Genomic DNA, 12,588 nt, shown 5'->3' with positions numbered 1-12,588 from the left:
GATCAGGATCGGGGTGAAGGCGGCGCGCAAACATCTGGGCTGGGGGCTCGCGGAGGCCGGAGAGCCCGGCGAGGCCCTGCGCCGCAAGCTCATGGCGACCGAGGAGACCGCCGAAGTGCGGCGTCTGCTGCGGGCGGAGTTCGTCGCGGCCTTCGAGGCTCAGGCTCATGGACAGGGAGGCCGTCCGGAAGGGCGGGCGGCGGCGTGAAGGGGGCGGCGCGCAAGAGCGTCCCGGCAGGTTCGTCTCCGGCGGCGCCCCTCGATTTCGAGGCGCTCTGGCAGGCTCTGCCTCAGCCCACCATGCTGCTCGACGAGGAGGACCGCTTCCGGGCGGTGAATCCCTCGGCGGAGCTGTTCTTCTCCATGAGTTCGGCGGTTCTGGCGGGGCGTCGGCTGGCCGAGTTCCTGCCTGCGGGCTCGCGGGTGGGCGTCCTGACGGCGGAGGTGCGCCGGGGGGCGCTCTCCATCGCGGAATACGACATGGAGCTGCATTGGCTCGACCATCCCCCGCGCATCGTGGACGCTCTCGCCGCCGCCACCCCCGAGCGTGAGGGCTGGATGATCCTCCAGCTTCATCCGCGCGCCATCGCCGGAAAGATGGACCGCTCGCTGGCCCATCGCGGCGCGGCGCGCTCGATCAGCGGTCTGGCGGCGGCTCTGGCCCACGAGATCCGCAATCCTCTGGCGGGGATCTCGGGCGCGGCGCAGCTTCTGGAGATGGGGTCCGAGCCCGCCGAAGCCGAGCTGGCCCAGCTCATCCAGGAGGAGGCGCGGCGCATCCGGTCTCTGGTGGACCGCATGGAGAACTTCACCGATCTCAGGCCCCTGACGCGCAAGGCGGTGAATCTGCATCAGGTTCTGGACCTCACCCGCCGCGCCGCCGAAGCGGGCTTCGGACGCGGCGTGAAGTTCGTGCTCGATTTCGACCCCTCCCTTCCCGCCGCTCCCGGAGATTCAGACCAGTTGGTGCAAGTCTTCCAGAACCTCGTGAAGAACGCGGCAGAAGCCGCAGGCCCCTCGGGAACCATCACGCTGAAGACCTCCTATCGGGCGGGGCTGCGGCTCACGGGCCGCGACGGCCGCAGCCGCGAGAGCCTGCCGCTGGAGATCTGCGTCATCGACGACGGTCCCGGCGTGCCGGAGGATCTCGCGCCCCATGTCTTCGAGCCCTTCGTGACCTCGAAGGGGGCGGGGGTGGGCCTCGGCCTGGCTCTCGTCTCGAAGATCGTGGTGGACCACGGCGGGCTGATCGAATGCGACAGCCGCCCCGGACGCACCGTCTTCCGGGTGCTGCTGCCCGTCTGGACCGAAGGAGACGCCGCATGACCGCCGAAGGAGGTCTGATCCTCGTCGCCGACGACGACAAGGCGATCCGCACGGTGCTCTGTCAGGCTCTGGCGCGGGCGGGTCTGCGCACGCGGGCCACGGGCGCCGCCGCGACGCTCTGGCGCTGGGTCGAGGAGGGCGAGGGCGACGCCGTGGTCACCGACGTCATGATGCCCGACGGCGACGCCCTCGACATGCTGCCCGCGCTGAAGCGTCGGCGGCCCAATCTGCCGATCATCGTCATGAGCGCCCAGAACACCGTGATGACCGCCATCCGGGCGGCTGAAGCCGGCGCCTTCGATTATCTCGCCAAGCCCTTCGATCTTCAGGATCTGATCTCCTGCGTGCGCAAGGCCCTCGCCGACGCCGCCGGAGGCGCCGGAGCGGGCGGCGGCGGGGAATCCGCCGAAAGCCGCGACGAATCCCTGCCTCTGGTGGGGCGCTCTCCGGCCATGCAGGAAGTCTATCGCCTCATGGCCCGCCTGATGAACACCGACCTGACGGTGATGATCCAGGGCGAATCCGGCACGGGCAAGGAGCTGGTGGCGCGGGCGCTCCATGATTACGGGCGCCGCAAGGGCGCGCCCTTCGTGGCGCTGAACATGGCGGCGATTCCGCGCGACCTGATCGAATCCGAGCTTTTCGGCCATGAGCGCGGCGCCTTCACGGGGGCGGTCGCGCGCGCCGAGGGCAAGTTCGCCCAGGCTCAGGGCGGGACGCTCTTCCTCGACGAGATCGGCGACATGCCCGCCGAGGCCCAGACGCGGCTTCTGCGCGTGCTCCAGGAATCGGAGTTCACGCCGGTCGGGGGCCGCACCGCCCGCAAGGCGGACGTGCGGATCATCGCCGCGACCCATCAGGATCTGCGGGCGCTGACCCGCGAGGGGGCCTTCCGCAGCGATCTCTATTACCGGCTGAACGTCGCGCCCTTGCGTCTGCCGCCCCTGCGCGAGCGCATCGAGGACGCTCCGGATCTGGCGCGGGCCTTCCTGCGCCGCGCCGCCGCCGACGGCCTGCCGCGCAAGATCCTCTCGCCGGAGGCCATGGAGCGCCTCAAGGGCTACGCCTGGCCGGGCAACGTGCGCGAACTGGAGAACCTGATCCTGCGTCTGGCGGCGCTGCATCCCGAGGAGATCATCGGGGCTTCGGCGGTGGAGGCCGAGCTCGCGGCGGGCGCCGACGCGCCTGCGCCGCCTCCTGCGGGGGCGCGGACGGAGGCCTCCAAGCCTCTGAGCGCTCTGGTCGAGGCGCATCTTGCGCAGTATTTCGCGCTGCACGGCGACGCCCTTCCGCCGCCGGGATTGCAGGCGCGCATCCTCGCCGAGGTGGATTTTCCCTTGATCGTCATGACTCTGGCGGCGACGCGCGGCAACCAGATCCGGGCCGCCGAGATTCTGGGCGTCAACCGCAACACCCTGCGCAAGCGGATGCGGGAGCTTGACATTCCGGCCGCGCGGCGGAAAAAGTGATGCGTCATCGCAACAGAAGGCGCGTCCTTCCCGCCGCAGACGGATTGATCCCTGGTCGTGACCTCGCCTCCCGCTTCTTCGGCTGAGACTCCTCCCGCTCCGGCGCGGCTCCCCTTGCGCAGGCGGATCAACGTCCCGGCCTTGCTGGCGATTCTGGCGCCCTTCTGCGCGGCGGCGACCTACGCCGTCCTCGCTTCGCCGGACGACTCCGTGCGCCGCTTCCTGCCCGCGCTGATTCTGGCCGACATGGGCCTGGCTCTGGCGCTTCTGGCGGCCATCGCCTGGCGGGTGGCCAAGATGGTCCTCGCGCGGCGCCGACGCTCCAGCGGCTCGCGGCTGCATCTGCGGATGGTGCGGATGTTCACCATCCTGGCGGTTGCGCCTGCGCTGCTTCTGGGCGTTCTGGCGGGGGCGACGGTCACGCGCGGGCTGGACATGTGGTTCGGACCCGGCGTGCGCTCCATCGCGGAGGCGGCTTCGACTCTGGCCTCGGTCTACCGCGAGCAGCGCGACAAGGACATCCTCGAAGACGCGGGCTACGCCATCGCCGACATGGCCCGCGAAGCCGGACGCGGCGCCCTCTCGCCCCAGCACATGAGCGAGACCCTGACCCGCACCGCCGAGCGGCTGCGCAACGGCGGCGAAACGACCTATTACGTCGTCACCGGCGACGCCCGCATCATCGCGCGGAGCGAAGGCAGCTATGAATTCTACTATACGCCGCCGCCGCCCAACCAGATGGCTCTGGCGACTCCCGCCACGGTGCGCTTCTATCTCGACGTGCAGAACCGGGCCTCTCGGGCTCTGGCGCGCCTGCCCGAGCGCGTGACCGGCAGCGTCGAGCCGCTCTATCTCTACGCTTCGCGCCCGGCGGGGGCCGCGGCTCTGGAATCCTATCGCGTGGTGGAGAGCCTGACCGCCGACTACCGTCGTCTTCTGGCCCAGCGCAGCGAGATGCAGCTGACCTTCGCGGGGATCTACATCGGCTTCGCGCTGCTGGTGGTTCTGGCGGCGATCTGGTTCGGCATCTGGTTCGCGGATCGCCTGACGGCGCCGGTCTCGCGCCTGGCGGGGGCGGCCGAGCGCGTGGCGGCGGGCGACCTCAGCGCGCGGGTGCCCGATTCCGGCGAGGCGGGCGACGAGATCTCCATGCTGGGCCGGGTCTTCAACCGCATGACCGAACAGGTCGGGCTTCAGCGCGATCTCCTCGTGGAGGCCCATGACGAAAGCGAAAGCCGCCGCCAGTTCATCGAGGCGGTTCTGGCGGGCGCGGGCGCGGGCATCCTGCGCATCGACGGCGAGGGCCGCGTGGAGCTGGCCAACGCCTCCGCCGAAACCCTGCTGGATCTGCCGGAAGGCTCTCTGGTCGGGCGCTCGCTGAGGGAGGCGGCTCCGGCTCTGGCGCGGGTGGCGGCCGCCGCCGCCGAGGCCCCCAACCGTCTGGCGGAATCCAAGGTCTCGCTGAACCGCGAGGGCTCGGAGATCGAGGCTCTGGTGCGCGCCAGCGCCGATTCCGATCCTTCGCGCGGCGTGGTCGTGACCTTCGACGACATGACCGACATGGCCGCCGCCCAGCGCCTCGCCGCCTGGAGCGACGTGGCCCGGCGCGTGGCGCACGAGATCAAGAACCCCCTGACCCCCATCCAGCTCTCGGCCGAGCGCCTGCGCCGCAAGTTCGGCAAGCAGATCGAGACCGACAAGCCCGTCTTCGACCAATGCGTGGACACCATCGTGCGTCAGGTGGACGACATCCGGCGCATGGTGGACGAATTCTCGAAATTCGCCCGCATGCCCGAGCCCGAGAAGCATCAGCTGGACCTCGTGGAGATCCTGCGCGAATCCGCCGCCCTCCAGAGCGCGGCCCATCCTCAGGTGAGCTATCCGGTGTCGGCGCGTCCCGAGAGGATCCCCGTCAGCGCCGACCGCGGCATGCTGGGGCAGGTCTGGACCAATCTGATGAAGAACGCCGCCGAGGCCGTCGAGGCCCGGATGGAGGCCTGTCCCGGCGGCCCGCCCGGCGAGATCCGCACGGCGGTCCTCCTGGAGAACGACCATGTCGTCGTCGAGATCTCCGACAACGGCGTGGGCCTGCCCAGACAGGACCGTCGCCGCCTGACCGAGCCTTACGTCACCACCCGCGCCAAGGGCACCGGGCTGGGGCTGGCCATCGTCAAGCGCATCGTCGAGCAGCATGGCGGAGTCCTCGCCCTGACCGACGCGCCGCCTTTCGCGCCGGGGGCCCATTGCGGGGCTCTGGCGCGCGTTCTCCTGCCGCTGGCGAAGGCGGCTCCTGCGCCGGAGGCGAAGCCCGCCCTCGCGCCGGAGGCGAAACCCGTCTTCGCGCCCGTGCCCGTCCCGCCCGCGGCGTGACGGATCGAAAGACCCCATCAGGCCCGCCCGCGCGGGCCGCAGAAGAGGTGAGCCATGGCTGAAATCCTGGTCGTCGACGACGAAGCCGACATCCGCGACCTGATCGCCGACATCCTTGAGGACGAAGGCTACAAGGCGCGCAGGGCCGCCGACGCCGATTCCGCCCTGCGCGAGATCAACATCCGTCAGCCGGATCTGATCATCCTCGACATCTGGCTTCAGGGCAGCCGCAAGGACGGCATCGAGCTGCTGAAGATCGTCAAGCGCGACAATCCCGAGCTGCCGGTGATCATCATCAGCGGCCATGGCAACATCGAACTGGCCGTGGCGGCGATCAAGCAGGGCGCCTACGACTTCATCGAGAAGCCCTTCAAGACCGACCATCTGCTGGTGATCGTGCAAAGGGCTCTTGAGGCGGCGCGTCTGCGGCGCGAGAACGCGCGCCTGCGTCAGCGCGACGACCGCGCAGGCGAGATGATCGGCTCCTCGGCCGCCATGACCGCCTTCCGCCAGACCCTGGAGCGCGTGGCGCCGACGGGCTCGCGGGTGCTGATCTCGGGGCCTTCGGGCGTGGGCAAGGAGGTGGCGGCGCGCTGGCTGCATCAGCATTCGAAGCGCGTTTCGGGGCCTTTCGTGGTGGTCAGCGCCGCGACCATGGATCCCGACCGCCTGGAGGAGACCCTCTTCGGCCGCGAGCGCGAAGGCGGCATCGCGCAATCGGGCCTTCTGGAGATGGCCCATGGCGGCACGATCTTCTTCGACGAAGTGGCCGACATGCCGCGCGGCGCGCAATCGAAGATCCTGCGGGTTCTGGTGGACCAGAGCTTCAGCCGCGTGGGCGGCGCCGACATGGTGCGCGTCGACGTGCGGGTGGTCAGCTCGACCAGCCGCGACCTGCGCGAGGAGATCGCCGAGGGCCGCTTCCGCGAGGACCTGTTCCACCGTCTGAGCGTGGTGCCCATCGAGGCGCCGGCCCTGTCGCAGCGCCGCGAGGACATTCCCGCCCTCGTGGACCACATCGCCGAGAAGCTCCACCGGGATCAGGGCCTTCCGCGCCGCAGGATCGGCGAGGACACCCTCGCCGCGCTCCAGACCTACGCCTGGCCGGGCAACGTGCGCCAGCTGCGCAACGTGGTCGAGCGCCTGCTGATTCTCGGCGGCTCGGGCGAGGAGGGCGCCATCTGCGCCGAGGATCTGCCGGGCGAGATCGTGGGCTCTGCGCCTGCGGCTCTGGTGGGGGTGGGGGGCGAGAGCCTCGTGGCGCTGCCCCTGCGCGAGGCCCGCGAGGCCTTCGAGCGCGAATATCTCATCGCGCAGATCAACCGCTTCAGCGGAAACGTCTCGCGAACGGCGGCCTTCATCGGCATGGAGCGCTCGGCGCTTCACAGGAAGTTGAAGTCTCTGGGCGTCGAGACCTCGAACAGGGCGGGCTCCCGGATGGCTTTCGCGGCTAAACAGTGACACTCCCCATGAATTTGTTAAGAAAGACCGGAATTCGCTTTTCGCGCTTGCGAGGGCTCCTGTAGCCTCGGCGCGCCGCCTTCAAGGGGGAGGCGGCTTGTCGGCGCCTCTGGCGCTCAAAAACAATGAAACCCGAACAGGGGGCGCACATATGGCGGCCGAAAAACAAAATCTTCAGGATGTCTTCCTGAACCATGTCCGCAAGAACAAGATCGCCGTGACGATTTTCCTCGTCAACGGCGTGAAGCTGCAAGGGGTCATCACCTGGTTCGACAATTTCTGCGTGCTGCTGCGCCGCGACGGCCAGTCTCAACTCGTCTACAAGCATGCGATCTCGACCGTGATGCCCGCGCAGCCGATCAATCTCTACGACGGCGACGAGGCCGCCGCGAGCTGACCCTCGCGGACGGGCCTTCGCGCCGCTTGAACCTCAGCCAAAGGCGGCCTGTTTGACCCGAGCTTACGTTCTGCATCCCGACCTTCGCCGTCGCGCCGACGGCGAGGGTCCTTCCCGTGATTCGAAAGCCCGTCTCTCCGAGGCCCTGAGCCTCGCGCGGGCGCTCGGCGCGCTGGATCTGGTCGGCGGAGAGATCGTTCCTCTGCCCAATCCGCGGCCCGGCCTGCTCTTCGGCTCGGGCAAGATCGAGACCCTCAAGACCTTCTTCAAGACCGAGGAGATCAGCCTCGTGGTGGTGGACGGGCCTCTGAGCCCCGTCCAGCAGCGCAATCTCGAAAAGGAATGGGGCCTCAAGCTTCTCGACCGCACCGGCCTGATCCTCGAGATCTTCGGCGAGCGCGCCCGCACCCGCGAGGGCGTGCTTCAGGTGGAGCTGGCGCATCTGACCTATCAGCGCAGCCGTCTGGTGCGCACCTGGACCCATCTGGAGCGTCAGCGCGGCGGCTTCGGCTTCCTCGGCGGTCCCGGCGAGACCCAGCTCGAAGCCGACCGGCGCATGATCGACGAGCGGGTGATCCGTCTCAAGGCCGATCTGGAGAAGGTCGCCCGCACCCGCGAGCTTCACCGCTCGGCGCGGCGCAAGGTGCCTTATCCCATCGTGGCTCTGGTGGGCTACACCAACGCGGGCAAGTCGACGCTGTTCAACCGGCTCTCGACCGCCGAGGTCATGGCCAAGGACATGCTCTTCGCGACGCTGGATCCGACCATGCGGCTCATCGAGACGCCTTCGGGGCGCCCGGTGATTCTCTCGGATACGGTGGGCTTCATCTCCGATCTGCCGACCATGCTGGTCGCGGCCTTCCGCGCCACGCTGGAGGAGGTGCTGGAGGCGGATCTTCTGATCCATGTGCGGGACGTCTCCAATCCCGACCACGAGGCCCAGAAGGCCGACGTCCTGAGCGTGCTCAAGGATCTGGGCGTCGAGGAATCGAAGATCCACGGCGCCGTCGAGGCGCTGAACAAGATCGACGCCCTCGACCCCGAAGAGCGCGAGGCCTGGCTCAACGCGGCGTCGCGCCGTCCGGACGCGGTGGCGGTCTCGGCGCAGACGGGCGAGAACCTGCCCGCCCTGCTGGATGTGGTCGAAGGCGCCCTGACCCGCGACGCCCGCGAAGTCTCGCTGGTTCTGGCGCCCGAAGGCGGCGACGCCCTCGCCTGGCTTTATCGTCAGGGCCTGGTGGCCTCGCGCAAGGATGAGGAGGACGGCGCCATCCGCATCACGGCGCTGATGACCGAATCCGAGGAAGGTCGCCTGCGCAAGCTCTACGCCGAGCGCATCAGGGACTGAGCTCCTCGCTCTTCAGCGCTTCGAAGCTCAGCTCGAAGCGCTGGAGATATTTGCGCAGACGGTCGGCGTCGTTGACGCTGGCCCTGGCTCGCCGCGAGGCCGCGAAGAGCCTGCGCCCCGCCGCGCTGGCCGAGGGGCTGGCGCGGCAGACCTCGACCACCGCCGCCAGTTGGGCGCGGTCGAAGAGGTCGATCTCCTCCAGCCTTTCGGGCCCGAGCAGGGGCCTCAGCAGGGCCTCCGGGCCCGAGGGCGCTTCGGCGCGCCATCGGCGTTTCAGGGTTCCGATTTCGCCGCGCACGGTCTCGACGTCGATGCGGCCGCGATGGGCGAGGGTGGCCATGCGCGTCACCGAGGCCGAGAGATCGCGGAAATTGGCGCTCCAGAGCGCTTCCGGCGAGGCGGCGAACTCCAGATAGAGCCGCCGGGCCTCGGCGTTGAAGCCCGCCTTGAGCCCTTCGCGCTCATGGAAGCGGCGCAATTCGAAATCGAGATTGGGTTCGAGATCCTCCCGCCGCTCGCGCAGGGGGGGCAGGCGGAAGCTCCAGAGATCCAGCCGCGCCAGGAGGTCTTCGCGAAAGCGCCCCGCCCGCACCTCTTCGGCGAGGTCGCGGTTGGTCCCGGCGAGCAATTGAAAATCGGATTCGGCGTCCTGATCAGCGCCCATGGGCCGGAAACGCTTCTCCTCGACGGCGCGCAGACACATGGCCTGTTCGTCGAGCCCCAGTTCTCCGATCTCGTCGAGGAAGAGCAGCCCCTTGTCGGCGGCCTTCATGAGTCCGGCGCGGGCGTTCTGAGCGCCGGTGAAGGCCCCGCGCGCATGGCCGAAGAGCGTCGACATGGCCTGATCGCCCCGGAGCGTGGCGCAATTCACCTCGACGAAGGCGCCCGAGACCTGCCTCTGCGCGCGTTTGAGCTCGTAGATCCTGCGCGCGAGCTGCGATTTCCCGGCGCCGGTCGGCCCGGTCAGCAGCACCGGCGCCCGCGAGCGGATCGCCACCTTCTCGATCTGGTCGATCAGGGCGTTGAAGTCGGGATTGCGCGTGGCGATCCCCGATTTCAGGAAGGAGGTCGCGGTTTCGCGTTCGGCGGCGAATCGCGTCGCGAGGGCGTCGTAGCGCGAGAGGTCGAGGTCGATGATGGCGTGGCGCCCGATGGGGATGTCCTCGGGCGGCGCGCCGGGGGTGGGGGAAAGCTGGATCAGCCGTCCCGGAATCATGCGGGCTTCGGTCAGCAGGAACCAGCAGATCTGGGCGACATGGGTGCCGGTGGTGATGTTGACGAGATAGTCCTCGGCCTCCGGATCGAAGGGATAGCCCTGGGCGAAATCGCGCAGCGCGACGTAGACCTCGCTGAAATCCCACGGATCCCTGAGCTCGACGAGATGGGGGCGGACCTCGGTTCCGGGCGCGACCTCCGCGAGATCCTGCCTCACCAGATCGGCCAGAGGCTGATGACGCGCATGATGGATCAGCTCCAGACGGTCGACGCGCAGCCCCGGCTGACGACAGAGCGCGAGGGTCGGGCGCCAGCGTCCCCAGCGCGAGGGGAGATTCTTCCAGGCGTCGAGGGTGGTCCCGAGGATCGAGAAGGCGACGCGGCGGCGCATGGCTTATCCGGATTTATAAGTCAGGATATGTTTCTATCGGAAATCAGGCCGGAGAGTCAAGCGCCGCCCGACCGTCCCGAAGGCGCATGAAGATTTATTCCTCATGAAATTCAGATCGCTGGAAGAAAGATCGTTCCGGAATCCGGGGGCCTGGACCCATCTGGCGCCGAACTTGAAACATCCCTCGCATTCCAGGCGGTCAGCCCGGTTTGAAAGGAGGACGAGATGGCTCTGAAATCCCTGTTCGCCAGCATGGCGAAGCGCAAGGCCCTCCCTCAGGCCGACGCCGTGAACGAGGCTGGAGGCCGCGCCTACGCCCTGACCTCCCGTCAGGCTCTGGCGCAATACGCCGCCACCGGGACTCTGGCGAGCGGCTTTTACGCCGACGCCGAAGCCCAGATGAAGGCCACCCTCGCCCTCGCTCATGCGGCGGATGCGGAGTTCCTCGCCAAGACGGCGGTCTACGCCTTCGAGCGCGGGAACATGAAGGACATGCCCGCGCTTCTGCTGGCGGTCCTCTCGCAGAAGGGCGATCCGCAGAGCGGCGAGCTCTTCGGGAAGGCCTTCGGCCGGGTGGTCCGCAACGGCAGGATGCTGCGCAACTTCGTGCAGATCATGCGTTCGGGCCAGACGGGGCGGTCTTCTCTGGGCTCCCGGCCCAAGCGGCTGGTGCGCGACTGGATCGACGCGGCTTCGCCCGTCGAGATCCTGCGGGCTGCGGTGGGGGCGGATCCTTCTCTGGCCGACGTGGTCAAGATGGTCCATCCCAGGCCGCAGACTCCCGAGCGCGCCGCGCTTTACGGCTGGCTCATCGGACGTCCCTACGATTTCGGGGCCCTGCCTCAGGTCGTGCAGGATTTCGAGGCCTTCAAGCGCGACATGTCCGGGCCGGTCCCCGAGGTTCCCTTCCAGATGCTGACCTCCCTGCCTCTGGGCAAGGCGCACTGGCGGGAGATCGCCCGGAAGGCCGGATGGCAGATGCTGCGTCAGAACCTGAACGCCTTCGCCCGCATCGGCATGTTCCACGAGCAGGGCTTCACGAGGATGATCGCGGGCCGCCTCTCCGACCGCGAGGAGATCCGTCGGGCGCGTCTGATGCCCTATCAGCTGATGACGACCCTCGACAACCTGTCGGCTCAGGTTCCTCCGGAGATCCGGAAGGCTCTGGACGCGGCGCTGGACGTCTCGCTGAAGAACGTCCTGCGCTTCGACGGGCGGATCGTGGTGGCGCCCGACGTCTCGGGCTCGATGGGGTCTCCCGTGACGGGCCATCGCAAGGGCGCGACCACAGCCACGCGCTGCGTGGATGTGGCGGGCCTGATGACGGCGGCCTTCCTGCGGGCGAATCCGGGGACTCTGGTCCTGCCCTTCGACCATCGGGTCCACGCGGTGGATTTCGGCGCCGAGGCGCGGATCTTCGAGACGGCGAAGCGTCTGGCCTCCTACGGGGGCGGCGGCACCAACATGGCCGCGCCCATGGAGGAGCTGCTGAAACGCAAGGCGCAGTTCGATCTGCTGATCTTCGTGTCGGACAACGAATCCTGGATCAACGGGCGTTCCGGTCCCTTCCCGACCGCCGCCATGGAGATCTGGAGCAAGCTGAAGAAGATCAATCCGGAGGCGAAGATGGTCTGCCTCGACCTCCAGCCCTCGGCCACGACCCAGATGAAGAACGCGCCCGACGTTCTGAATCTGGGGGGCTTCTCGGATCAGGTCTTCGACGTGATCGCGAGCTTCGCCCGCTCCGAGGACGCGGACCACTGGGTTGCGCGGATCGAGGAGGTGGTCCTGTGAAGGATCTCCCGGCGGACTGGAATCCGCCGGGGGAATCCCCGAAGGCCCTGCGGCCGGTCCGGAGCGCGGCGAATGCCGATGGAGCTCCATCGTCTTCCGATCCCATCGCGGGTTCCGCCGTTCCGACGGAGGGACCGCCCCGCGACGGCCCTGTGGCGCAGGGCGGGCGCGCTTCATCTTCTTTCGTCGCCGCGCCCCGGACCGGCTGCGGCTCTTCCTGAAGAGGACTTCCGGCGATTCTCCGCCGGGCGTCCTGCGGCCCCTCCGGGGCGCGACGAATGCTGCGTGGAACTACAGGCTTTCACCCCCAGGTCGCGGGTTCGAATCCCGTCGGGTCCATCATTTGCGGGCCCGTAGCTCAGCGGCAGAGCAGGTCCGCCCTCGGGCGGAGCGTTTCACGCCCCCTTGTCGTCGCGACCCCGAGGGGCCGCCCGGACAGTTGAAGCAGGCCGATCAGGGCCATGACGAATGCCGACGGAACTCCATGGGAGCCTCAGGACGCGGGTTCGAATCCCGCCGTCGCGACCTTCGCGACGTGGCGCAGTCTGGTGGCGCGGAGGTTGTAGCGTTTCGTCTCCTCTCGTCGTCATGGCCCTGATCGGCCTCGAATTCCCCGCCCGGCCCGCGTGGTCGTGATTGAGGCCGGCGTCTTTTCGAGGTATGATTCACGGAGCTTGCCGCCAGACCCCGGACCGGGTCTGACTCGCGGTCGAGCAGGCGCCCTCCCGGAAGGAGGCGCCGGACGTTCAAGGCGGCGCCGGACCGTCGCCTTCCTGATCGCGGAGTCGCTTCCCTCCCGCCTGTCCGGCGGGAGCGG

The 12,588-nt window shown here is 68.6% G+C and carries 8 protein-coding genes and 1 pseudogene; 8 read left to right on the top strand and 1 reads right to left on the bottom strand.

Translation table 11 applies throughout. The annotated features are described in order from the left end of the window. The 7 genes and pseudogenes from PHN62_RS04825 to hflX all read left to right on the top strand — a co-directional run. Nucleotides 1–208, top strand: a pseudogene (locus PHN62_RS04825) (tRNA dihydrouridine synthase DusB); the annotation flags it as partial. After that, a complete protein-coding gene (locus tag PHN62_RS04820; protein WP_300147089.1) occupies nt 205–1,326 on the top strand; it encodes an ATP-binding protein in 1,122 nt (373 codons plus the stop codon). The pseudogene PHN62_RS04825 and the gene PHN62_RS04820, both read left to right, overlap by 4 nt. Further along, the gene (ntrC, locus tag PHN62_RS04815) at nt 1,323–2,795 is read left to right on the top strand and encodes a nitrogen regulation protein NR(I) (protein WP_300147086.1); all 1,473 of its coding nucleotides are present in this window, start codon (nt 1,323–1,325) and stop codon (nt 2,793–2,795) included. Before PHN62_RS04820 ends, ntrC begins: the two co-directional genes overlap by 4 nt. A 57-nt stretch (nt 2,796–2,852) precedes the next feature. Further along, on the top strand, nt 2,853–5,165 hold the full coding sequence (locus PHN62_RS04810; RefSeq protein WP_300147083.1) for a PAS domain-containing sensor histidine kinase: 2,313 nt from the start codon (nt 2,853–2,855) through the stop codon (nt 5,163–5,165). Between the two features lie 54 nt (nt 5,166–5,219). Next, nucleotides 5,220–6,626 carry a sigma-54 dependent transcriptional regulator gene (locus tag PHN62_RS04805; protein WP_300147081.1) on the top strand — a complete coding sequence of 469 codons (1,407 nt, stop codon included), beginning with the start codon at nt 5,220–5,222 and terminating at the stop codon, nt 6,624–6,626. A 151-nt stretch (nt 6,627–6,777) separates the two neighbouring features. After that, complete coding sequence (gene hfq / locus PHN62_RS04800; RefSeq protein ID WP_300147078.1) at nt 6,778–7,023, top strand: RNA chaperone Hfq; 246 nt, start codon at nt 6,778–6,780, stop codon at nt 7,021–7,023. A 52-nt stretch (nt 7,024–7,075) separates the two neighbouring features. Continuing rightward, nucleotides 7,076–8,371, top strand: coding sequence for a GTPase HflX (hflX, locus tag PHN62_RS04795; protein ID WP_300147075.1), 1,296 nt, complete (start codon nt 7,076–7,078; stop codon nt 8,369–8,371). On the opposite strand, the gene rtcR is transcribed toward hflX, so the two are convergent. Beyond that, complete coding sequence (gene rtcR, locus PHN62_RS04790; protein ID WP_300147073.1) at nt 8,361–9,977, bottom strand: RNA repair transcriptional activator RtcR; 1,617 nt, start codon at nt 9,975–9,977, stop codon at nt 8,361–8,363. The two genes, hflX and rtcR, sit on opposite strands and share 11 nt — an antisense overlap. 225 nt (nt 9,978–10,202) lie before the next feature. On the opposite strand from rtcR, the gene PHN62_RS04785 reads away from it, so the two are divergent. Next, complete coding sequence (locus PHN62_RS04785; RefSeq protein ID WP_300147070.1) at nt 10,203–11,771, top strand: RNA-binding protein; 1,569 nt, start codon at nt 10,203–10,205, stop codon at nt 11,769–11,771. Nucleotides 11,772–12,588 lie beyond the last annotated feature (817 nt).

This window comes from Neomegalonema sp. (genome assembly GCF_028688855.1).
Lineage (GTDB): Bacteria > Pseudomonadota > Alphaproteobacteria > Rhodobacterales > Rhodobacteraceae > Neomegalonema.
The sequence above is the reverse complement of the archived record's forward strand: the minus strand, read 5'-3'. Positions and strand labels throughout refer to the sequence as shown.

What these genes read in the sequence shown, in the direction of transcription:
- ntrC (WP_300147086.1), top strand. Translation starts at nt 1,323, where the DNA reads ATGACCGCCGAAGGAGGTCTGATCCTCGTCGCCGACGACGACAAGGCG.
- PHN62_RS04805 (WP_300147081.1), top strand. Translation starts at nt 5,220, where the DNA reads ATGGCTGAAATCCTGGTCGTCGACGACGAAGCCGACATCCGCGACCTG.
- hfq (WP_300147078.1), top strand. Translation starts at nt 6,778, where the DNA reads ATGGCGGCCGAAAAACAAAATCTTCAGGATGTCTTCCTGAACCATGTC.
- rtcR (WP_300147073.1), bottom strand. Translation starts at nt 9,977, where the DNA reads ATGCGCCGCCGCGTCGCCTTCTCGATCCTCGGGACCACCCTCGACGCC.
- PHN62_RS04785 (WP_300147070.1), top strand. Translation starts at nt 10,203, where the DNA reads ATGGCTCTGAAATCCCTGTTCGCCAGCATGGCGAAGCGCAAGGCCCTC.